Origin of the sequence: Micromonospora sp. L32 (assembly GCF_052068055.1) — a bacterium.
GTDB classification, from domain to species: Bacteria; Actinomycetota; Actinomycetes; order Mycobacteriales; family Micromonosporaceae; genus Micromonospora; species Micromonospora purpureochromogenes.
Genome location: NZ_JBQHDD010000001.1, coordinates 298578 through 317315 on the forward strand (window position 1 = coordinate 298578; position 18738 = coordinate 317315).

24 protein-coding genes are annotated in these 18738 nt (G+C 73.7%); 17 read left to right on the plus strand and 7 right to left on the minus strand.

Translation table 11 applies throughout. From position 1 onward, the window contains the following. Nucleotides 1-78: 78 nt before the first annotated feature. Nucleotides 79-807 carry a winged helix-turn-helix transcriptional regulator gene (locus ACTMTB_RS01320; RefSeq protein WP_441142109.1) on the minus strand — a complete coding sequence of 243 codons (729 nt, stop codon included), beginning with the start codon at nucleotides 805-807 and terminating at the stop codon, nucleotides 79-81. A 249-nt stretch (nucleotides 808-1056) separates the two neighbouring features. On the opposite strand from ACTMTB_RS01320, the gene ACTMTB_RS01325 reads away from it, so the two are divergent. From ACTMTB_RS01325 to ACTMTB_RS01350, 6 genes are all read left to right on the plus strand, one after another. After that, entirely contained in the window at nucleotides 1057-2103 is a 1047-nt protein-coding gene (locus ACTMTB_RS01325; protein ID WP_441142110.1) for a hypothetical protein, read from the plus strand. 107 nt (nucleotides 2104-2210) lie between these two features. Next, entirely contained in the window at nucleotides 2211-2999 is a 789-nt protein-coding gene (locus ACTMTB_RS01330) for an LmeA family phospholipid-binding protein (protein ID WP_154941595.1), read from the plus strand. Between the two features lie 117 nt (nucleotides 3000-3116). Beyond that, complete coding sequence (locus ACTMTB_RS01335) at nucleotides 3117-3194, plus strand: Ms5788A family Cys-rich leader peptide (protein ID WP_323135737.1); 78 nt, start codon at nucleotides 3117-3119, stop codon at nucleotides 3192-3194. 203 nt (nucleotides 3195-3397) lie between these two features. Further along, on the plus strand, nucleotides 3398-4246 hold the full coding sequence (locus ACTMTB_RS01340; RefSeq protein ID WP_088960076.1) for a sulfurtransferase: 849 nt from the start codon (nucleotides 3398-3400) through the stop codon (nucleotides 4244-4246). Nucleotide 4247: 1 nt separating this feature from the next. Then, entirely contained in the window at nucleotides 4248-4568 is a 321-nt protein-coding gene (locus tag ACTMTB_RS01345; protein WP_154941598.1) for a DUF1416 domain-containing protein, read from the plus strand. Between the two features lie 121 nt (nucleotides 4569-4689). Then, on the plus strand, nucleotides 4690-5532 hold the full coding sequence (locus tag ACTMTB_RS01350) for a hypothetical protein (RefSeq protein ID WP_441142111.1): 843 nt from the start codon (nucleotides 4690-4692) through the stop codon (nucleotides 5530-5532). An 81-nt stretch (nucleotides 5533-5613) separates the two neighbouring features. Here the strand turns inward: ACTMTB_RS01350 and ACTMTB_RS01355 are convergent, their stop codons facing one another. The 3 genes from ACTMTB_RS01355 to ACTMTB_RS01365 form a co-directional block, all read right to left on the minus strand. Next, the gene (locus tag ACTMTB_RS01355) at nucleotides 5614-7668 is read right to left on the minus strand and encodes an amylo-alpha-1,6-glucosidase (protein ID WP_441142112.1); all 2055 of its coding nucleotides are present in this window, start codon (nucleotides 7666-7668) and stop codon (nucleotides 5614-5616) included. Continuing rightward, nucleotides 7665-8045 carry an SCP2 sterol-binding domain-containing protein gene (locus ACTMTB_RS01360; RefSeq protein ID WP_441142113.1) on the minus strand — a complete coding sequence of 127 codons (381 nt, stop codon included), beginning with the start codon at nucleotides 8043-8045 and terminating at the stop codon, nucleotides 7665-7667. The genes ACTMTB_RS01355 and ACTMTB_RS01360 overlap by 4 nt, the downstream gene beginning before the upstream one ends. An 82-nt stretch (nucleotides 8046-8127) precedes the next feature. Further along, nucleotides 8128-8502, minus strand: coding sequence for a DsrE family protein (locus tag ACTMTB_RS01365; protein WP_441142114.1), 375 nt, complete (start codon nucleotides 8500-8502; stop codon nucleotides 8128-8130). A gap of 12 nt (nucleotides 8503-8514) precedes the next feature. On the opposite strand from ACTMTB_RS01365, the gene mtfM reads away from it, so the two are divergent. Together mtfM and ACTMTB_RS01375 are read left to right on the plus strand one after the other, a co-directional pair. Further along, nucleotides 8515-8619, plus strand: coding sequence for a small membrane protein MtfM (gene mtfM, locus ACTMTB_RS01370; protein WP_266320062.1), 105 nt, complete (start codon nucleotides 8515-8517; stop codon nucleotides 8617-8619). After that, nucleotides 8616-9218 carry an FABP family protein gene (locus ACTMTB_RS01375; RefSeq protein WP_441142115.1) on the plus strand — a complete coding sequence of 201 codons (603 nt, stop codon included), beginning with the start codon at nucleotides 8616-8618 and terminating at the stop codon, nucleotides 9216-9218. Before mtfM ends, ACTMTB_RS01375 begins: the two co-directional genes overlap by 4 nt. A gap of 69 nt (nucleotides 9219-9287) precedes the next feature. Here the strand turns inward: ACTMTB_RS01375 and ACTMTB_RS01380 are convergent, their stop codons facing one another. Further along, complete coding sequence (locus ACTMTB_RS01380; RefSeq protein ID WP_441142116.1) at nucleotides 9288-10136, minus strand: aminotransferase class IV; 849 nt, start codon at nucleotides 10134-10136, stop codon at nucleotides 9288-9290. A 54-nt stretch (nucleotides 10137-10190) separates the two neighbouring features. Next, a complete protein-coding gene (locus ACTMTB_RS01385; protein ID WP_441142117.1) occupies nucleotides 10191-10640 on the minus strand; it encodes a hypothetical protein in 450 nt (149 codons plus the stop codon). Nucleotides 10641-10765: 125 nt separating this feature from the next. Here ACTMTB_RS01385 and ACTMTB_RS01390 point away from each other — a divergent pair, with 125 nt between their 5' ends. The 5 genes from ACTMTB_RS01390 to ACTMTB_RS01410 all read left to right on the plus strand — a co-directional run bounded on the left by ACTMTB_RS01390 (nucleotide 10766) and on the right by ACTMTB_RS01410 (nucleotide 14978). Continuing rightward, a complete protein-coding gene (locus ACTMTB_RS01390) occupies nucleotides 10766-11425 on the plus strand; it encodes a TetR family transcriptional regulator (protein ID WP_377605694.1) in 660 nt (219 codons plus the stop codon). Between the two features lie 31 nt (nucleotides 11426-11456). Further along, nucleotides 11457-11861 (plus strand): Fur family transcriptional regulator, encoded by a 405-nt coding sequence (locus ACTMTB_RS01395; protein WP_088960086.1) that lies wholly within the window; start codon nucleotides 11457-11459, stop codon nucleotides 11859-11861. Then, a complete protein-coding gene (gene ygfZ / locus ACTMTB_RS01400) occupies nucleotides 11858-12970 on the plus strand; it encodes a CAF17-like 4Fe-4S cluster assembly/insertion protein YgfZ (protein WP_441142118.1) in 1113 nt (370 codons plus the stop codon). The genes ACTMTB_RS01395 and ygfZ overlap by 4 nt, the downstream gene beginning before the upstream one ends. Before the next feature lie 126 nt (nucleotides 12971-13096). After that, entirely contained in the window at nucleotides 13097-13924 is an 828-nt protein-coding gene (locus ACTMTB_RS01405; protein WP_441142119.1) for a 3-keto-5-aminohexanoate cleavage protein, read from the plus strand. A 94-nt stretch (nucleotides 13925-14018) separates the two neighbouring features. Beyond that, complete coding sequence (locus tag ACTMTB_RS01410; protein ID WP_441142120.1) at nucleotides 14019-14978, plus strand: asparaginase; 960 nt, start codon at nucleotides 14019-14021, stop codon at nucleotides 14976-14978. Nucleotides 14979-15305: 327 nt separating this feature from the next. Here ACTMTB_RS01410 and ACTMTB_RS01415 read toward each other — a convergent pair whose 3' ends face one another. Continuing rightward, nucleotides 15306-16097: an alpha/beta fold hydrolase gene (locus ACTMTB_RS01415; protein WP_441142605.1), complete on the minus strand. Its 792-nt coding sequence runs from the start codon at nucleotides 16095-16097 to the stop codon at nucleotides 15306-15308. Nucleotides 16098-16214: 117 nt separating this feature from the next. Here ACTMTB_RS01415 and ACTMTB_RS01420 point away from each other — a divergent pair, with 117 nt between their 5' ends. From ACTMTB_RS01420 to ACTMTB_RS01435, 4 genes are all read left to right on the plus strand, one after another. Further along, a complete protein-coding gene (locus ACTMTB_RS01420; RefSeq protein WP_441142121.1) occupies nucleotides 16215-16799 on the plus strand; it encodes a helix-turn-helix domain-containing protein in 585 nt (194 codons plus the stop codon). Next, nucleotides 16796-17461 carry a hypothetical protein gene (locus tag ACTMTB_RS01425; protein ID WP_441142122.1) on the plus strand — a complete coding sequence of 222 codons (666 nt, stop codon included), beginning with the start codon at nucleotides 16796-16798 and terminating at the stop codon, nucleotides 17459-17461. The genes ACTMTB_RS01420 and ACTMTB_RS01425 overlap by 4 nt, the downstream gene beginning before the upstream one ends. Nucleotides 17462-17534: 73 nt before the next feature. Continuing rightward, entirely contained in the window at nucleotides 17535-17849 is a 315-nt protein-coding gene (locus ACTMTB_RS01430) for a DUF2516 family protein (RefSeq protein WP_210773656.1), read from the plus strand. Then, nucleotides 17846-18733 carry an alpha/beta fold hydrolase gene (locus ACTMTB_RS01435; RefSeq protein WP_441142123.1) on the plus strand — a complete coding sequence of 296 codons (888 nt, stop codon included), beginning with the start codon at nucleotides 17846-17848 and terminating at the stop codon, nucleotides 18731-18733. The genes ACTMTB_RS01430 and ACTMTB_RS01435 overlap by 4 nt, the downstream gene beginning before the upstream one ends. The last annotated feature ends 5 nt before the right edge of the window (nucleotides 18734-18738 follow it).

Sequence of the window (18738 nt, forward strand, 5' to 3'; positions counted from 1 at the left end):
AAACACTGCTCCGGACGGGTGGAACCGCGACGGTCGCGGCTCAAACCGGCGATGCGGCCCGATCGTGCAGACCGGTGATCAGGCGTGCTCCGCCCGGGCCGGCCGCGGGGTGTGCTCCGCCTCCGGCAGCGACCGCGACGGCGGGACCACGAACTTGTAGCCCACCTGGCGGACCGTGCCGATCATCGACTCGTACTCCGAGCCGAGCTTGGCCCGCAGTCGCCGGACGTGCACGTCCACCGTCCGGGTGCCGCCGAAGTAGTCGTACCCCCAGACCTCGCGGAGCAGTTGGTCCCGGGTGAAGACCCGGCCCGGGTGCTGGGCCAGGAACTTCAGCAGCTCGAACTCCTTGTAGGTGAGGTCGAGCGGCCGGCCCTTGAGCTTGGCCGCGTAGGTGTCCGGGTCGATGGTCAGCTCGCCGGCCCGGATCGAGCCGCCGGCGCCGGCGGTGGCGTTGCTGAGCCGGCCGACCGCGAGGCGCAACCGGGCCTCCACCTCGGCCGGGCCGGCGCTGGCCAGGATGACGTCGTCCACGCCCCAGTCGGCGTTCAACGCGATCAGCCCCGCCTCGGTCACCACCGCCACCAGCGGCACGCCGAGGCCGGTGGCGTGCAGCATCCGGCAGGTCGCCCGCGCCTCGCTCAGCTCGGACCGTGCGTCCACCAGCACCGCGTCCGGGCTCGGACCGGCGACCAGGGTGCGGACGTCACGGGGTGCGGTGCGGACCGAATGCGGCAGCAGGTCGAGCGCCGGCAGCACTGCCGATGGTTCACCTGCGCGCGCGGTCACCAGCAACAGGATCTCCACACGATCACCTCCGTCCGGCGGCGGCGAAGCCGCGCGCGACCAGCGGCAGCCCGGAGGGCGTGGCGCTGCGAACTGCGTGGGTCCCGGCGTCGCTGACGGGCGGGTAACGGCTTGAGCGTAACTGATGGCCCAGGTGAGTCCCGCTCGTCCTTTCCTGTTTGTCGGTTGTGCCCATGATCGCGCCGCAGGTTTTAACGTTGCCGAAACCGTGACCTCCGCCGGAGCCACCTGGTCTGGCACGATCGGGGCGTGTTTCCCTCCACCTCGCCCGAGACCGGCCGTGACCCGTGGCCCGACGACGCCCGTTCGGGGCCGGTCGGCCCCGCCCGTGGCCTCCCGCCCGGCCCGCGTACCGGGCCGACCGACGACGGTGAGCCGCGGCGCGAGCGCGGGCCGCGCCGGGCCCGCAAGGGCGGCGCGCCCCGCCGGCCCGACGACGAGGCGGCGGAGCCGGAGGCGGAGGTCGTCGAGCCGGTCGACGTGCGCAAGCCGCTCTCGCTGACCGTCGCGGGTTTCGCCGCGCTGCTCGGAGTGGGCCTGGTACTCGGCGCCCAGACCGCCGGGCCGGGGCACCGGCTGCCCTTCGCCTTCATCGTCTTCGGCGTGCAGCTGCTCTTCGTCCTGGCCTGGACGATGGCCATGCGCCCGCCCGCCCTGCTGCTGGTCGCGGTGGTCAGCGCCGCCGTCGCCGGCGCGGCGGACGTCGCCGCGGTGCAGTCGGACATCGCCGCCCTCGCACCGCTCGGCTACGTCGCAGCGGGCGGATTCCTGCTCGGCGTGCTGGGTCAGCTCGTCCGCCGGGTGGACCGGATCCGGGTCACCGACTCGCTCGGCACCACCCTGCTCATCGTGGTCGGGGTGGTCGCGTTCGCCACCCTGATCACGCTCAGCCGGATCCCGGCCGGCACCCAGGCGATCACCGTCTGCCTGGCCGCCACCGGGGTCGCGCTCACCGTCGCCCGGCTCACCGACGCCGTGCTGCCCTGGCCCCGGCTCGCCCCGCAGGTGCCGAGGGGCGCGGCCGGCGTGGTGGCCGGGGCGATGATCGGCACCCTGACCAGCGCCGTGCTCGGCAGCTACCTGGTCGGCTTCACCCCGACCAGCGCCGCGCTGATCGGCCTGGTCACTGCCGCCACCGCCGTGCTGGCCGACCTCGCCGTCGGGTACGCCGAGGCGGGCCGCCTGATGGCCGGCGAGCCGCCGACGCTGTGGATCGCCCGGCACATGCAGGGTCCGCTCGGCGGATTCGCGCTCGCCGCGCCGGCCGCGTACGCCATGTGCGTGCTGTTCCTCTGACCTACGGTTGAGCGTCACAGCGCTCGGGTACCAACGGTGCGCCCGCGCCGGTGGCGCGGTGGACACGGACGTCGCGGGACAGCGACGGCGACGGACGAGGAGGCGGCGTGGCAGAGGCGTACCCCGCGTACGAGGAGCGTCCCCGGCGGCGGGGGCGCAAGGTGCTGGTCACGCTGGTCGTCCTCCTGTTGCTCCTGGTCGGGCTGCTGGTCGTGGCCGACCGGGTGGCGGCCGGGGTGGCCGAGCGCGCCATCGCCGACCAGGTGAAGCAGGAGGTCGCCAAGCAGGACGCCCAGTCCGCCCCGCCCAAGGTCGACGTCGGCGGCTTCCCGTTCCTGACCCAGGTGCTCGACGGCCGCTACGAGCGGATCTCCATCGTGCTGACCGACGTGCGGGGTTCGGTCGAGGGCAACGCGGTGAGCGTGCCCCGGTTGGACGTGGACGCCCGGAACGTGCGGGCCTCGCTGGACACCCTCCGCTCGGGCAGCGGCGACGTGGTCGCCGAGAAGGTCGACGGCACCGGCACCGTCACCTACGACAGTCTGGCCGCCCTGCTGGACCGCCCCGGTCTGAAGCTCGGCGAGCAGAACGGCAAGCTCGCCGTGACCGCCCCGGTGGACATCCTCGGGCAGAAGCTCACCGTCACCGGCACGGCCGACGTGACCGTGGCCGAGGGCAACAAGGTCGCGCTGCGCTTCAACGACCTGACCGCCGAGGGGCTGCCGGCGGTGCCGCTGGCCCGGACGCTGCTGAGCAACTACGCCAAGGGCATCTCGATCGACGTGCCCCTGCCCGAGCTGCCGTTCCAGCTCAACGTCCGCAAGGTCGAGCCCAGGCCGGAGGGCCTGATGGTGACCGCCGACGCGGCGAACGTACCGATCAACTCGGCCCGCTGACGGGCAACCGCACGACGGCCCGGCCTCCCGGCCGGGCCGTCGTCGTGTCCCGCGTCGTGTCCCGCATGCTGGTCGGACCGGTGGCGCTCTCCGGGACGGCTGCTAGGCTCCCTGCTCATGGGGACGCACCTCACCAAACGGCGCGCGGTCGACCTGTGCCGCGTGGCCACCTGCCTGTGTCGCTCCGTCATCTGACGGCGGGGCTGTCTCCGGCCGCCTAGCGGCCAACCGGCTTCAGGGTCTCTCCACCCTCCGGTGCTCTTCCCACCGCACGCCCGGCAGCGGCGCCGTCGCACGAACCCGTGATCCGTTCCTCTATGGGTCCCGCGCGTGGTGCGACAATCACCGATTTCGATCCCGCGCAGGCTCACCATCCATCCTCACCAGGGAGTGATTCGATGAGTCGCGACACCGCACTCGTCTCGGCCGAGTGGGCCGAGAAGAACATCGACGCCCCGGGCGTCGTCTTCGTCGAGGTCGACGAGGACACCTCGGCGTACGACACCGGCCACATCGCCGGCGCGATCAAGCTGGACTGGCGGACCGACCTGCAGGACCCGGTCCGTCGGGACTTCGTCAACAAGACCCAGTTCGAGGCGCTGCTCTCCGAGCGGGGCATCGCCAACGACGACACCGTGATCCTCTACGGCGGCAACAACAACTGGTTCGCCGCGTACGCCTACTGGTACTTCAAGCTCTACGGCCACCGCGACGTCAAGCTGCTCGACGGCGGCCGCAAGAAGTGGGAGCTGGACGCCCGCCCGCTGGTCGCCGACCCGGTGACCCGCCCCCGGACCCAGTACGTCGCGCAGGAGCCGGACGCCTCGATCCGCGCCTTCCGCGACGAGGTGGTCGACGCCATCGGCACCAAGAACCTGGTCGACGTGCGCAGCCCCGACGAGTACGCCGGCCGGCTGCTCGCCCCCGCCCACCTGCCGCAGGAGCAGGCGCAGCGGGCCGGCCACGTGCCCACCGCGATCAGCGTGCCGTGGTCGAAGGCGGCCAACGAGGACGGCACCTTCAAGTCCGACGACGAGCTGCGCCGGATCTACGCCGACGCCGGGCTGGACGACGGCAAGGAGACCATCGCCTACTGCCGGATCGGTGAGCGCTCCTCGCACACCTGGTTCGTGCTCCAGGAGCTGCTCGGTCACCGCAACGTGAAGAACTACGACGGATCCTGGACCGAGTACGGCTCGCTGGTCGGCGTGCCGGTGGCGCTCGGCGACGAGCCTGGGGAGGCCTGAGATGACTGCACCCACCGCCGCGGGTTGCGCCGCTCCGGACCAGGCCGCGCCGCTGCCAGCCAGCCTGGACCTGGAGAAGGAAACCGTCATCACCGGTGTGGTCCGCTCCGACGCGGGCGAGACCGTGCCGGGCGCGTACGTCCGGCTGCTCGACTCGACCGGTGAGTTCACCGCCGAGGTGGTCACCTCTCCGGCCGGGCAGTTCCGGTTCTTCGCCGCGCCGGGCAGTTGGACGCTGCGGGCGCTGTCCCGGCACGGCAACGGCGACACCGCCGTGACCGCCGGACGGGGTATCAACGAGGTCTCGGTGACCGTCGCCTGACCCACGCTCTGATCGGCCCGGGGCCGGTCACCCCACCCGGGGTGACCGGCCCCGGCCGTCCGCCCGGCTTCCGCCGCAGGGGGCGGCCGGCCCGACGGCGGGCGCGTGACACGATGGGCGGGTGAGCGGTGCTGTCCAGGCGGGGTGGGCCCCGCCGAGTGGTCCTTCCGAGCCGGCGCCCACCCGAGGGTGGCCGCGCTGGCTGCTGGCGGTGACCGTGCTCTGGGCGGTGCTGCTGGGCGCGCTGACCTGGTGGTCCGTGCGGCACGATCCGCCGACCGTGCGCGAGCAGCGCACCCTCGCCGAGGCCGTACCGGTGGTCGACCGGGCGGTCGGCCGCCTCGTTGCCGCCACCGGTGACGGGGCCTGGCAGTTGGCCGTGCCGCGGTTCGACCGGGGCTGTCGGGTCACCCCGATGGACGACGGCGCGTCGCTGGCCCGGGACCTGGACGTGGTGGTGGCCGAGGGCGGGGAGCGGGCGCTGCTGGAGGCCGTCGCCAAACGGCTCCCCGCGGACTGGCGCGCCGGCGTCCATCTCGGCTCCGACGGTCCCCGGCTGCGGGCCGACGCCGGTGAGTTCGTCGCGGTGCACGGCCGAGTGGTCACCCCCGGCCGGGTCCGGCTGACGGTGGACACCGGTTGCCGCCCGGACGACGTGGCATACGCGACACTCCTTCCCGGCTACGCCGGCGAGCCGGCCCTGGACGAGGCGCTGCGCGCGCTCGGCCGTCCGGCGGGCACCCCGGAACAGGTCGTCGCGCCCTGCCCCGGCGGCGGGCTCGCCCGGACCGCCTGGGTCGCCGCCGGGTCCGCGCCGGCGCCGCTGGCGGGGCTGAAGCCGCTGGCCGCCGGCGACGCGGTGGTGGACACCCCCGAGGTGTACGCCTACCGGCGCGGCACGGCCGTCGTCCTGGCCGACGCGACCGGCGAGCAGGTCCGGGTCTCCGCCTCCACCGGCTGCTGATCCCGCTCGGCACCCGCGCGCTGCTGGTCCCCGCGACGCCCGCGCGGTCAGCGCTGGCTCATCCCTCGGCGTCGGCGCAGGTCAGCGGTCGTGCCGGCTGTCGTGCGGGGTGCGGCTGCGGCCGAGGGCGTCCACCTGGCCCCACCGGCCGGGGATGTCCAGCAGTTCCACCCGGCCCATGCCCTCCGGCACCGCCGGGTCGATGATCAGGTGCTCGCCCTGCGGCTCCAGCCCGAGCATCACCCGCAGCAGCAGCAGGGGCGTCCCGGCCGACCAGGCCTGCGGACTGCACGCCGTGGGGTACTGCACCGGGTACTCGGTGAGGTGGCGGTCGTAGCCGGCGAACGCCTCCGGGAGCCGTCCGTGGAAGTACCGGGAGGCGCTGAGCATGCTCTCGCAGATGCGTCCGGCCTCTTCGCGGAAGCCGTACCGGGCGAGGCCCCAGGCGATGAAGGCGTTGTCGAACGGCCAGACCGTCCCGACGTGGTAGCCGACCGGGTTGTACCGCCCCTGGTCGCTGGCGAGCGTGCGTACCCCCCAGCCGGAGAAGAGCAGGGGGTCGAGCAGGAGGTGGGCGATCCGCTCGGCCCGGGACTCGTCCACGATGCCGCTCCACAGCAGGTGCCCGATGTTGGAGGAGAGCGCGTCCACGTGCCGCCCCTCCGGGTCGAGGGCGAGCGCGAAGTACTCGCGCTCGGGGATCCAGAAGTCCCGGTTGAAGCGCTCCTTGAGGGCGGCGGCCTCGCGTTCCAGCCGCTCGGCGTAGGCGGGGTCGTTCCAGAACAGCCGGGCCAGCCGGGCGCCGCGCAGCTTCGCGTCGTACGCGTACCCCTGGAGTTCGCAGGTGGCCCGGGGGAAGCCCGGCAAGCGGCCGTCGGAGTAGGAGATCGAGTCCCACGAGTCCTTCCAGCACTGGTTCTGCAGGCCGGTGTCCGGGTTGCGGGTGCGGTACCAGAGGTAGCCCGTGCCGAGCAGGTCGCCGTAGCTGTCGATCCAGGCCAACGCCGCCCGGGCCGGGAACTCCAGCTGCCGCACCAGGTCGGCGTCGCCGGTCCACCGCTCGTACTCGTCGAGCAGGATCACGAAGAGCGGGGTGGAGTCGGCGGAGCCGTAGTAGGGCGAGTGCGGCTGCTCCTCGAAGCCGGCCGTCTCGCCGTAGCGCAGCTCGTGCAGGATCTTGCCCGGTTCCTCGTCGCGGAAGTCGTCCAGGCGGTGACCCTGCAACCCGGCCAGCATCATGATGGTCGGCGGGACCAACTCGGGCAGGAACGGCAGCACCTGGAGCGAGGTGAGGATGCTGTCCCGGCCGAAGAGCGTCATGAACCAGGGCAGACCCGCCGCCAGCAGCCGTACGCGGAGGGTGATCGACTCGTAGCGCAGCGCGGCGAGGTCGCTGATGCTCTGCCGGTACGCCGCGGCCAGCGGCTCGCAGTCGCAGCCCAGTTTGGGCGCGTTGTCGACCAGCTCCTGCTGCTCCGCCTGGATGGCGGCGGGGCTGCGGGCGCCGCGCAGCGGGGTGGTCGCGCGAAAGTCCTCCCCGCGGGCGCCGTAGATCAGCGTCGACACGTGCAGCCGGGTCGTCCACTCGGCGTGCGGGCCGACGAGGATCGCCCAGGTCATCCCGCCCGGGTCCACCTCGGCGGGCGCGCTGCTGGTGATCACGGTCTCCCGGTGGAACGCCTCCCGCCGGTAGGTCAACCGCAGTTCGTTCTCGCCGACGGTTGCGGTGGTCCGGCCCGCCTTGGTCCGCCTGTGTTTGATCTCGAAGAGGTCGGCGAAGTCGGAGCCCATCTCCAGCCGGAGGTTGAACCGCATCTCCCGCTCGGAGTGGTTGAGCACGGTGAGTTCCTCGCCGAGGCTGCCGCCGATGGCCCGCCTGCGGATTACCGACACCTTGGCGTCGAGGTAGTGCGTCGGCTCGCCGGGGACCAGGAAGTACCGGGTCCGGTAGGACTGCGAGTCGTCGATCGACAGGGCGTGCAGCCGCTCCCCGTCGAGGGTGAGCAGCCAGGTGGCGAGGAAGCGGGTGTCGAACGAGAAGAGCCCGGTGGGGAAGTCGAACGACGGTTCGATGTCGCCGCGGCGGTCGCAGACGACGAAGGTGTTGCCGTCGAGGATGCTGACCGGCTGCCTCATCCCGACCGTCCGACCTGCTCGCGGGCGGTCTCCCGGGGGTCCCGGGTCCCGGGCGGGTCGGGGAAGAACCGGCGGAAGATGAGGAAGAGCAGGACGTTGCCGCTGAAGGTGGTCTCGTTGCGCAGGACCGCGGAGACGCCCTGCGCCCGGCCGGTGACCAGCCGCTCGAAGAGATCCTTGCTGCTGTTCCAGATCGCGTCCGCGGGGCCGCGGGCCCGGGTGACGACCACTTCGCCCTGGCTCAGCTGGACCAGCCAGTGCTCGGTGCGGTTGTCCGTGGTGAGGTCGATCTGGATCGTCCCGCTGACCGGGGTGCGCAGCACCGCCGGGGCGCGCGCCGGCAGCGATGCGAAGAACTCCTCTATCGCCTCGTCCACAACCGAATGGTAGGCAGCGGACTGGCAAGCCGGGACATTATCGGCAGTCCGCGCAGATCGGACATAAGCGTCCGGGGGTAGGTCAGTAGACCAGCGCTTGGGCCCCCTCGGCCATCGCCTCCTCGACGAAGACGGCCGCGCCCGCGATGCGTACCCCGGGCAGCACGTCGCCGGGACCGATGTCCCGGCGGGCGGCGCACTGGGTGCAGGCGGTGACCCGACCGGTGGTGAGGATGATGTGCAGCAGCTCCGCCAGGGGCGCGGAGTGCGGCAGCTCGAACTGCTCCGCCCGACCGGGGAGGACGAACCAGGTCGACTCGCCGGTCAGCCAGAGCGACACCTCCACCCCGGCTGCGGCGGCGGTGGCGGCGACCGTGAAGGCCTGGGCGCACCGCTCCGGGGCGTCCGCCCCGGCGGTGGCCTTGACGACGAGAGTGCGGGCCATGACGCCCAGCATAGGATGACCATGATGGTTACCGAGATCGGGTTCGTCAGCCTGCTGGTCGCGGGCCTCGGCGCGCTCGCCGGTGGCCTGGTCTACCTTGCCGTACGCATATCGAGAGGTAATTGGTGAGCGCGAACCCGTCGGATGAGAACCCGCTGCAGCCGCCGTGGCTGAACGCGCCGCCGGTCGAGGAGTACCCGTACGAGGAGAGCCACGACCTGCGGGTCGGCCCGAAGCTGCACCCGGCGCTCGACGGCCTGCTGCCGTACGTCGGGGTGTGGCGGGGGCGCGGCCGGGGTGGCTTCCCCACCATCGAGGACTTCGACTTCGCCCAGGAGATCCGGATCAGCCACGACGGCCGGCCGTTCCTGCTCTACGAGTCACGGGCGTGGATCCTCGACGAGCAGAGCCGGCCGGTGCGGCCCGCCGGGCGTGAGGTCGGCTGGTGGCGGCCGGTGCTCAGCGGCGACCGGGCCACCGACGAGCTGGAGGCGCTGATGATGAGCCCCACCGGGATCATGGAGCTCTACATCGGCAAGCGCAGCGGCACCCAGATCGAGTTCGCCACCGACGCGGTCGTGCGGACCTCCACCGCCAAGGAGGTCACCGCCGGCGCCCGGCTCTTCGGCATCGTCGAGGGCGCCCTGCTCTACGCCCAGGAGATGGCCGGCATGGGCCAACCCCTCTCGCCGCACCTCTCCGCCCGCCTCATCCGCGTGGCCGGCTGACCCACCCTCCGGCACGCCCACCCCGGACCCGCGGTGATCGACAACTCCGCGTTCCGGACCCGGCTGGGGTCAGGGAACGGGGTGGGCCAGGAGGGCCTGGAGGGCCGGGGTGTGCGGGGAGCGGGGGAGGCGCGTGGCGTCGAGGCTGCGGAACTCCGCCAGGCCGCGCACCGACGAGGTGAACCAGACGCCGTCGGCCTCGACCAGCCGCCGCGGCGTGGCCATCCGCTCGGCGGCGGCGAAGCCCAGCTCCCCGGCGTGGGCGAGCAGCCAGGCGCAGGTGGTGCCGGGGAGGATGCCGGTCGCGGCGGCCGGGACGGTGCAGAGCGTCCCGCTCTCCAGCCACACCACGTTGGCGCTCGGCCCCTCCAGCACGTACCCGTCCGTGGCGGTCCAGAGCACGTCGTCCATCCCGTTGCGGGCGGCCCAGCGCCGGGCGGCGCCGCTCACCCCGTACGAGGTGGACTTGACGCCGGTGGGGAGCCAGCCCAGCTCCGGCCGGGCCGCCGCGGCCACGCCGAGGGGCAGGGTGGCCACGCCGACACCGTCCCGTCGGGCCCGTCGGGCGGACGGCGGCACCTCGCCGAGGGTGGCGTAGACGGTTGACGGGCCGCCGCCCTCCGGGCCCCGGGTGCAGACCAGCCGGAGCGCGCCCTCCACCTCCGCCGGCCAGCCGGCGGCCACGCTCTCCAGCAACTCGACCAGGGCGTCCTCGGCGGGCAGCGGCAGCTCCACGGCGGCGGCGCCGGCCCGCAGCCGGGCCAGGTGCGCCGCGCGCAGCCAGGGCCGCCCGCCCCGCAGGTGCATCGTCTCGAAGAGGCCGTCGCCGTGCAGCACGCCGAGGTCGTCGCCGCGCAGCACCGGCTCCCCACCGGGTACGACGCCCCGGCCGAGCACGGCGACCCTGGTTGCCTCCATAACCGTCGAGCCTAGACAGTGGCCGGGGCGCCGGGTCGCGCCCGCCTGCCCGGGTCAACCCCGCGCGGCGGCCAGTTCGGCGTTGGCCCGCTCGGTGACCAGGGTCAGCACGCGGGCGGTGACGGCCAGGTCGGCGGCGGGGATGTCCGCGTACACCCGGCCGGCGATGCCGGCGCTGATCTCGGCGATCCGGCGCTGCCGGGCCCGGCCGGCGTCGGTCAGGTCCACCCGGGCTTCGTCGGCCGGCAGCACCCGCACCAGGCCGGCCTCGGCCAACTCGGCGATCGTCGCCAGCACCGCCGCCGCGTCGATCTTCAAGGTGCTGGTCATCCGGTCCACCAGCCGGGAGCGGTCGAGCGTCCCGCCGGCGTTGGCGACGGCGTTGAGGGCCAGGGCCTGCGGGAAGGACGTGCCGGTCGGGGCCAACTCGCCTTCGAGGACCGCGCGGGTGGCGTAGTGGGCCAGGCCGACGACCTGGCCGTTGAGGGTGGGAGTGGTCGACATCGGTCGCTCCTTCGTTCGCTCCATGCTTTCGATACTCAGAGCATATTGAGACGCAGTCTCATTTGGCAACAAGTTTCTAAGGGTGTCAGGTCTCTCCCCGGTCGGGATGCGGCTAGATTGCCGCCATGACCGCCGACTCCTCGACGTCCGACCGGGCCCTGCCGCTGCGGGAGCGCAAGAAGCTGCGGACCCGGCGCGCGCTCGCCGACGCCGCGCTGCGCATGTTCACCGAGCGGGGCTTCGAGGCCACCACGGTGGAGGAACTGGTCGACGCGGTGGAGGTGTCCCGGAGCAGCTTCTTCCGGATCTTCCCGGCCAAGGAGGCCGCCGCCATCGAGGCGGAGGCGGAGCTCTGGTCGGCCTACCTGGCCGCCCTGGAGCGGCGCGCCCTGTCCGGCCTCGTCCTCACCGAGCTGAGCGACCTGCTGGGCGAGGTGGTCACTGGGCTCGGAGCCGACTGGGCGGACCGCTACGTCGCCACCCGGCGGCTCGTGCTGACCTCGCCCGCCCTGCTCGCCTACGCCGCCCACTACCGCGCCGAGGTCGAGCAGCGGATCACCGACCGGCTGGCCGGCAAGCTCGCGCTGCCTCCCGGGGACCTCCGGCCCCAGGTCCTCGCCGAGGTCACCACCACCGCCTGGCGCCTGGCCGCCCGGGCCTGGGTGCACGGCGGCGGTCAGGGCGGGCTGCCGACCCTCGTCGAGCGGGTCGCGCGCGCCTTCCGGGCCATTCCCGCGAGCCTGGAGCTTTCCGCGCCGGAACGACCGGCCGGCGCCGAACTATGATCGGACGGTGTCCGAATCCTCCCTCGCGGAAATGCTCCGCTCCCGTGGGCTGCGGCTGACGGCGCAGCGGCAGCTGGTGCTCCAGGCCGTGCTGGACCTGGGGCACGCCACGCCGGAGCAGGTGCACACGGCGGTCCGGGAGGTCGCCGCAGGCGTCAACATCACCACCATCTACCGGACCCTGGAGCTGCTGGAGCGGCTCGGGCTGGTGACCCACACCCACCTGTCGCACGGGTCGCCGACCTACCACGCGGCGGGTGAGCACCAGCACGTCCACCTGGTCTGCCGCGAGTGCGGGGCGATCGACGAGATGGATCCCGAGCTGCTCCGTCCCCTCGCCGACCAGCTCGTGGCCGAGCGTGGGTTCCGGGTCGACATCGGGCACGTGGCGCTCTTCGGCGTCTGCGGCCACTGCGAGGACGGGGAACCAAAATGATCGACATCGCGGGCGCGGTGGCCGTCGAGGCCATCGACGAGGCCAGTCGCGACCAGCCGGAGCCGGCGCACCGCGCCGCCGGGGTCCGGGGCGTCGCTGCGCACTACGGGGACCCGATGCGCGAGCAGCGCACCCTGGCCACCGGGGTCGGCCTGGTCGACCGGTCGCACCGCGGCGTGGTCGCGGTGCCCGGCGAGGAGCGGATCGGTTGGCTGCACACGCTGACCAGCCAGCACCTCAACGCGCTGAAGCCCTGGCAGGGCACCGAGCTGCTGGTGCTCAGCCCGCACGGGCACGTGGAGCAGCACGCGATGGTCGCCGAGGACGGCGAGACCACCTGGCTCGACACCGAGCCGGGCGCCACCGAGGGGCTGCTGTCGTACCTGGAGAAGATGCGGTTCTTCAGCCGGGTCGAGCCGCGCGACGCGACCGCCGACCACGCGCTGCTCTCGCTGGTCGGTCCGGAGGCGGTCGCGGCCGTCGCGGCGCTCGGCGTCACCGGGCTGGCCGACCCCGACGTGGTCGCGGTGCCGGGTCCGAAGTTCCGCTCCGACGAGCTGCCGTCCCGGCCCACCGCCGTGTACGACGTGCGGCCGCTGCCCGTCGGCGGCTGGGCCCGCCGGGGCCCGCTCGGCGTGGACCTGCTGGTGCCCCGGCCCGCCATGGACCAGGTCGTGGCCGAGCTGCGCGGCAACGGGGTGCCGGTGGCCGGGCTGTGGGCGTACGAGGCGGTGCGGGCGGCCGCGCGGCTGCCCCGGGTCGGGGTGGACACCGACCACCGGACCATTCCCGCCGAGGTGGGTCTGATCGCCCCGGCGGTGCACCTGAACAAGGGCTGCTACCGGGGGCAGGAGACGGTGGCCCGGGTGCACAACCTGGGCAAGCCGCCGCGCCGGCTCGTACTGCTGCACCTGGACGGGGTCACCACCGACCAGCCGCCGGCCGCCGGCACGCCGGTGATCCTCGACGGCCGGGCGGTCGGCTTCGTCGGCACCGCCGTGCACCACTACGAGCTGGGGCAGGTCGCCCTCGCCGTGGTCAAACGCAACGTCGGCGACGACGCCTCCCTGCTGGTGGGGGAGACCGCCGCGGCGATCGACCGGGAGTAAGGGTGCCGGGCCCGCGCCCACGTTGCAGGAAGTCTTCCTTCCCGCCGGGCGCGGTCCCGCCATTCTTCCGTCATTCCCGGCTCCGGCCGTCGACCGGAGCCGGCCGGGGCGGCTAGGATCCCGGGCATGAGCACAGGGACGTTGATCACGGTTGCCCCCACCGGCGCGGAGTCGGCCAAGGCGGAGGTGCCGGCGCTGCCGGTGACCCTCGACGAGCTGCTGCTGACGGCCAAGGAGTGCGAGGCGCTCGGCGCCGCCGTGATCCACGTCCACATCCGCGACGACGAGGCGCGGCCGACCCTGGACCAGGGCCGGCTGCGGGACACCGTGGCGGCGCTGCGGGAGAGCACCGACCTGATCGTGCAGCTCTCCTCCGGCGGCGCGGTGACCGACCCGGAGTCCGCCCGGCTCGCCGTGCTCGAAGCCGGGCCGGACATGGCCTCCTGCACCATGGGCACGCTCAACTTCGGCGACGACGTCTTCCTCAACCGGTGGGAGTTCATCGTCGACCTGCACACCCGGATGCAGGAGCGCGGCATCGTCCCCGAGTACGAGATCTTCGACCTGGGCCACCTCACCGCCCTGCAGCGGCTGCTCGGCAAGTACGGGCTGCCGCACGGCGGCCACGTGCACGTCGACTTCGTGATGGGCGTGCCGGGCGGCATGCCGGGCACCACCCAGGCGCTGGTCGCCGCCCACCAGGCGCTGCGTGACCTGCCGGAGGGCGCCACCTTCTCGGCCACCGGCGTCGGGCGCAGCACCATCCCGGTGCTGCTGGCCTCGCTCTCGGCCGGCGGCCACCTGCGGGTCGGCATGGAGGACACGGTCACCTACGCCAAGGGCCAGCCGGTCGAGTCCAACATGCAGCTGGTCGCCCGGGCGGTCGGGTTCGCCCAGCTCGCCCAGCGTCCGCCGCTGACCACCGCCGAGGCCCGCACGCTGCTCGGCCTGTAAGGCCGGCCCCGCCGCCCACCCCTGTACGGCCACCGCCGACGTCCCTGGTCACCCGGCTGCCGAGCCCTGCGGAGGCGTCGGTACCGTCCACTTCGTGGGAAAGACGTACGAGGGCGGCGTGCCGCTCGTCGAGGTGGTCCGGTCCGGTTTCGTGGAGGGCGTGCACCGCGGCTCGGTGGTGGTGCTCGACGCCGGTGGCGTACCGGTGGCCGGGGCGGGGGACGTCACCTCGCCGATCTTCCCGCGCTCGGCGAGCAAGCCGATGCAGGCGATCGGGATGCTGCGCGCCGGCCTGCCGCTGACCGACCCGGCCGACGTGGCGCTGGTCTCCGCCAGCCACGCCGGCGAGGAGTTCCACCTGGCCCGGGTGGCGGCGCTGCTGGCCCGGGCCGGGCTGGACGGCTCGGCCCTGCACTGCCCGCCCGACCTGCCCGTCGGTGAGGCGGCCCGGGAGGCGGTGCTGCGCGCCGGCGGCGGGCCGACCCGGGTGCAGATGAACTGCTCCGGCAAGCACAGCGGGATGCTGCTGACCTGCGTGGCGGCCGGCTGGCCGCTGGACGGCTACTGGCGGCCGGAGCACCCCCTGCAGCAGCGGCTGACCGCCACCATCGAGGAGTTCACCGGCGAGGAGGTGGCGGCCGTCGGGGTGGACGGCTGTGGCGCGCCGGTGCTCGCCGTCTCGCTGACCGGGCTGGCCGGGGCGTACCTGCGGCTGGTCTCCGCCGAGCCGGGGTCGGTGGAGCGGACCGTGTCCGACGCGATGCGGGCGTACCCGGAGCTGGTCGGCGGGACCCGGGCCGAGGACACCCGGCTGATGCGGGGCGTACCCGGGGCGTTGGCCAAGGTGGGCGCGGAGGGCGTGATCGCCGCGGCCGTGCCCGGCGTGGGCGCGGTCGCCCTCAAGATCGACGACGGCGCCGCGCGGGCCCGGATGCCGGTGCTGGTCTCCGCGCTGCGCCGGCTCGGCGTCGACGCCCCGGTGCTGACCGAGTACGCCGAGCTGCCGCTGCTCGGCGGCGGCCTGCCGGTCGGGGTCGTGCGGGCCGCCTGGTGACGCCCGGCCCGCGCCCCGCCGCCCGACAGTGGCGCGTCGCAGCCGGTGGCGCCGTGACGCGCCGTGGTGCGGGCGGCCGGCGGCACCGCGACGTCTCGTGGTGCGGGCGGCCGCGGTGTCGCTACGAGCGTGAGTCCCGTCCGGCAGCAGACTTCCGTGGGCGTGATACCTGTCAGGCATAAATATGCCTGACAGGCATCACGCTCATGGGCCACACATCCTGCCGAGCGCGACACGCCCGGGTGGGCCGGACGGTAGGCCGCGCCGCTCTCCGGCCTGCCGGAAGGGCCGGCACGCGACGCCTGTGCGGGGGCCGGCCCGGCCCGGTCAGCGCAGGAAGTCGCGCAGGGCGGCGTCGACCGCCTCCGGGCGCTCCAGCGGCAGCAGGTGGGCGGCGTCCGGCACGTCGGGCAGGCGCACCGCGCCGGGCACCTCGGCCGCGATCCGGTCGGCGAGCCGGGAGATGTCCGGGACGTCGGCGGCGCCGGCGGTGACCAGCACGGGCAGTCGCAGCTCACCGAGGCGTTCGATCGCCGGCGGGTCGAGGTCGTCGACCTCCACCGCGCTGAGCGCCTGCTCGGCGGCGAGCGCCCGCTGGTCCATCTCCTCGGCGAAGGCGACCAGGCCCGGGTCGACGTCCTCCGGGCGGCGGCCGGGGCCGACCACCCAGAACCGCACCTCGCCGGCCGCGCTCGCCGCGAAGTCCTCCGGGTCCACCTCGCCGACCAGCTTCTCCCAGAGCTGCTCGGCCTCCTCGGACCACTGGTTACCGGCGACGGCCGAACCGAAGAGCGCGAGGGCGGAGACCCGCTGCGGGTGCGCCAGCGCGGTGTCGACCGCCACCGCCCCGCCGAACGAGCAGCCGACCAGGGCGGCCCGCTCGATGCCCAGCGCGTCCAGCACCGCGACCACGTCGTCGTGGTGGGCGAAGGACGCCGGCGGCAGCTCGGAGTCGCCGTAGCCGCGCAGGTCGAGCGCGATCACCCGGTGCCGTTCGGCGAGGGCGGGCGCCAGGTGCCGCCACATCCGCCGGTCCGCGATGCCGGCGTGCAGCAGGAGCACCGGGCTGCCGCTGCCCAGGTCGTCGTAGGCGAGCCGGGCACCGTTGATGTCGATCATCGTCACGCGTGCAAGCTACGCAGCGGACACCCGGTCCGCAACCGCCTGTTGTTACCTTGCTAACTCTGGCTAGCGCTTTGCTTGCTCTAGTTAGCACCGCGGACTACCGTTGGGCCCATGGCCGCACCCAAGGATCTACCCGACGTCGGCGGATTCATCCGTGACCTGCGCCGGAACGCCAAGATCTCGCTGCGCCAGCTCGCCGAGCAGGCCGGGGTGAGCAACCCGTACCTGAGTCAGATCGAGCGCGGGCTGCGCAAGCCGAGTGCCGAGGTGCTCCAGCAGCTCGCCAGCGCGCTGCGGGTCTCCACCCCGGCGATGTACCTGCGCGCCGGGCTGCTCGACGACAAGGAGGGTCAGGGGGTGCTCGCGGCGATCGCCGTCGACCCCGACCTGACGATGGCGCAGAAGCAGTCGCTCACCCAGATCTACGAGACCTTCCGCCGGGAGAACGTCCGGCTCGCCGAGGCGACCGCCGCGGCCGGCCCGGAGACCACTCCGGCGGCGGAACCCAGCGCACCGGCCGAGCCGACCGGGGCGGCCGCCACCATCACGCCGGCCGCGACCGGCCCCACCACCGGAGACGGCACCCCGACCGAGGCCGTCCTCGAATCGGTCGCCGTCACCGAGGCGGGCCCCGCGCCCGCCCCCGTCACCCCCGACAGCAAGGCCGCGGAAGCGGCCGAGGAGGAGAAGTCATGACCCAGCCGAAGACCAACCGCATCCCGGCCCCGCTCTACGCCGCCGCCGGCGCCGGCGAGCTGGCGTACCAGCAGCTCCGCAAGCTCCCGACCGTGGTGAGCGAGCTGGGCACCAAGGTCGTCGCCGACGGCACCAAGGTGGTCACCGAGATCGGCGGCAAGGCCGTCGTCACCGGCTTCGAGCTGCGCCAGAAGGCCACCGAGACCTTCAAGACCGCCAACCTGACCGCGACCGGCCTGCGCGAGAAGGCCGTCCCGGCCGACCTCGACCTGGACAAGCTGCGCGAGGCCGCCACCCGCAACGCCGCCGCGCTGCTGGTCGGTGCGCAGGCCGCCCAGGAGCGCGCGCTGGCCGCGTACGGCGCGCTGATCGCCCGCGGCGAGCGCGTCGTCGGTGCCGGCGTGCTCGAGGCCGCCGACACCGTTAACGCCGACATCGAGGCGACCGACGCCACCCTCCCGGCCGAGGTGAAGAACGAGGTCGCGACGGCCGCCACCGCACCGGCCGAGGCGGAGATCCCCACCCCGGCCGAGGTGGCCGAGGTCGTCGAGGCCAAGCCGGCCACCGCGAAGACCACCCGGGCGCGGGCCGCCAAGCCGGCCGCCACCCCGTCGGCGAAGCTGCCGAAGGCCACCAAGCGGACCCGTCCGGCCGCCCAGTAACCGTCGCAAACCGCTACGACCCCGGAAGCGTCCTGTGGGACGTTTCCGGGGTCGTCGGCATATGCTGGCCGGCATGGCCATCGCCGCGCCGATCTTCGTGTTCGAAGTCCGCTATGTGATCGAGCTGATCCTGCTCGTCTTCGCCCTGGCCGTCCAGGGCATCGCCCTGGTACACGCGATCACCCAGCGCGCCGACGCGTTCCCGGCGATCGGCACCCTGCCCAAGGGCGGCTGGATCGCCATCCTGGCGGTCTGTCTGGTGCTCACCCTGCTCGGCTTCGGCGCGCTCAGCATCTTCGGGCTGATCGGCATCGCGGCCGGCCTGATCTACCTGCTCGACGTCCGGGTCGGGCTGCGCGACCTGCACGACGGCAAAGGGTTCTGGTGAGAGGTTTCCGCTGGCCCCCGCCGCCCGACGGCGGACCCCGCACCTGGGGGCCCGGCCCGGGCGCGCCACGTACCGGCCGACCGGCCCTGCCCGAGCCGGAGACCGAGCTGGTCACCACGCCGCACGGCGTACGGCTGGAGCGGCTGGTCACCGGCGCCGGTGACCCGGCCACCGTCTTCGCGCACGGGCTCGGCAACGGCATCGCCACCACCCGCCCGTTCGGCAGCGCGGTCACCGGCCGCAAGATCTTCTTCCAGTTCCGCGGGCACGGGCGTTCGGACGCGCCGCCCGGCCCGTGGAGCTACCTGGACCTTGCCCGTGACCTGCGGGCCGTCGCCGACCTCGGTGGGGCCACCCGCGCGTTCGGGGCCAGCCTCGGAGCCGGGGCGCTCTGCCGGCTGCTGCTGGAAAGCCCCGACCGCTTCGAGAAGCTGGTCTTCTTCCTGCCAGCGGTGCTCGACAAACCCCGCGGCCCGGTCGCCCGGCAACGGCTGACCGACCTGCTGGACGCGGTGGCCGACGGTGACGCCTCGGCCGTCGCCGACGTGGTCTCGCTCGAGGTGCCGGCGGCGGTGCGCAACACCCCGGCGGGCTGGGCGTACCTGCGGCAGCGGCTCGACCAGTTGCTGCGCGACGGGCTCGCCCCCGGGCTGGCCGACCTGCCGGAGCAGGCCCCGCTGCGGGACGTCTCCGCACTCGCCGCGGTGACCGCCCCGGCCCTGGTGATCGGCTGTGCCGGCGATGACCTGCACCCGGCGCACGTCGCCGAGAAGCTGGCCGCGGCGCTGCCGCACGCCACCCTGCACCTCTACGACCGCCCGGGTTTCGCCTGGACCGAACGCGCCGACCTGCGGGAGCGGATCTCGACGTTCCTCAACAGGTAGCGTCT

Excerpts from the sequence above, each read along its gene's own strand:
- ACTMTB_RS01335 (WP_323135737.1), top strand. The coding sequence starts at position 3,117 with ATGGGGACGCACCTCACCAAACGGCGCGCGGTCGACCTGTGCCGCGTG.
- ACTMTB_RS01340 (WP_088960076.1), top strand. The coding sequence starts at position 3,398 with ATGAGTCGCGACACCGCACTCGTCTCGGCCGAGTGGGCCGAGAAGAAC.
- ACTMTB_RS01345 (WP_154941598.1), top strand. The coding sequence starts at position 4,248 with ATGACTGCACCCACCGCCGCGGGTTGCGCCGCTCCGGACCAGGCCGCG.
- ACTMTB_RS01355 (WP_441142112.1), bottom strand. The coding sequence starts at position 7,668 with ATGAGGCAGCCGGTCAGCATCCTCGACGGCAACACCTTCGTCGTCTGC.
- ACTMTB_RS01365 (WP_441142114.1), bottom strand. The coding sequence starts at position 8,502 with ATGCTGGGCGTCATGGCCCGCACTCTCGTCGTCAAGGCCACCGCCGGG.
- mtfM (WP_266320062.1), top strand. The coding sequence starts at position 8,515 with ATGGTTACCGAGATCGGGTTCGTCAGCCTGCTGGTCGCGGGCCTCGGC.
- ACTMTB_RS01380 (WP_441142116.1), bottom strand. The coding sequence starts at position 10,136 with ATGGAGGCAACCAGGGTCGCCGTGCTCGGCCGGGGCGTCGTACCCGGT.
- ACTMTB_RS01385 (WP_441142117.1), bottom strand. The coding sequence starts at position 10,640 with ATGTCGACCACTCCCACCCTCAACGGCCAGGTCGTCGGCCTGGCCCAC.
- ACTMTB_RS01390 (WP_377605694.1), top strand. The coding sequence starts at position 10,766 with ATGACCGCCGACTCCTCGACGTCCGACCGGGCCCTGCCGCTGCGGGAG.
- ACTMTB_RS01395 (WP_088960086.1), top strand. The coding sequence starts at position 11,457 with ATGCTCCGCTCCCGTGGGCTGCGGCTGACGGCGCAGCGGCAGCTGGTG.
- ygfZ (WP_441142118.1), top strand. The coding sequence starts at position 11,858 with ATGATCGACATCGCGGGCGCGGTGGCCGTCGAGGCCATCGACGAGGCC.
- ACTMTB_RS01405 (WP_441142119.1), top strand. The coding sequence starts at position 13,097 with ATGAGCACAGGGACGTTGATCACGGTTGCCCCCACCGGCGCGGAGTCG.
- ACTMTB_RS01415 (WP_441142605.1), bottom strand. The coding sequence starts at position 16,097 with ATGATCGACATCAACGGTGCCCGGCTCGCCTACGACGACCTGGGCAGC.
- ACTMTB_RS01420 (WP_441142121.1), top strand. The coding sequence starts at position 16,215 with ATGGCCGCACCCAAGGATCTACCCGACGTCGGCGGATTCATCCGTGAC.
- ACTMTB_RS01425 (WP_441142122.1), top strand. The coding sequence starts at position 16,796 with ATGACCCAGCCGAAGACCAACCGCATCCCGGCCCCGCTCTACGCCGCC.
- ACTMTB_RS01430 (WP_210773656.1), top strand. The coding sequence starts at position 17,535 with ATGGCCATCGCCGCGCCGATCTTCGTGTTCGAAGTCCGCTATGTGATC.